Source organism: Finegoldia sp. P3-F-LR, assembly GCF_052932165.1.
Window position 1 is genome coordinate 1 of the sequence record NZ_JBRFJE010000070.1, and the last position, 263, is coordinate 263.

Here is a 263-nt window from a genome sequence, read left to right on the forward strand (position 1 = left end):
GGAGATACAAGTGTAAGTGGTACAGGAGTTCCAGGAGCAACAGTTGTATTAAAAGATAAAGATGGTAACAAGATTGGTGAAGCAACAGTTGATAAAGATGGTAAATGGACAGTTGACAATATTCCAGAAGACAAATTAGTTGAAGGAGAAAAAGTAACAGCTGAACAAACAGAACCAGGAAAGAAACCAGCAACTAAAGATGCAACAATAGCTGCAAAAGATGAACAAACATCAGCAGAACCAACAATTACTGAACCAAAAGC

Annotated in this window: 1 protein-coding gene; it reads left to right on the plus strand. The window is 37.3% G+C overall.

Annotated elements, in window-relative coordinates; all coding sequences use genetic code 11:
• A partial coding sequence (locus ACU68U_RS09360; protein ID WP_446763204.1) for an Ig-like domain-containing protein occupies window positions 1–263 on the plus strand: 263 nt, incomplete at both ends.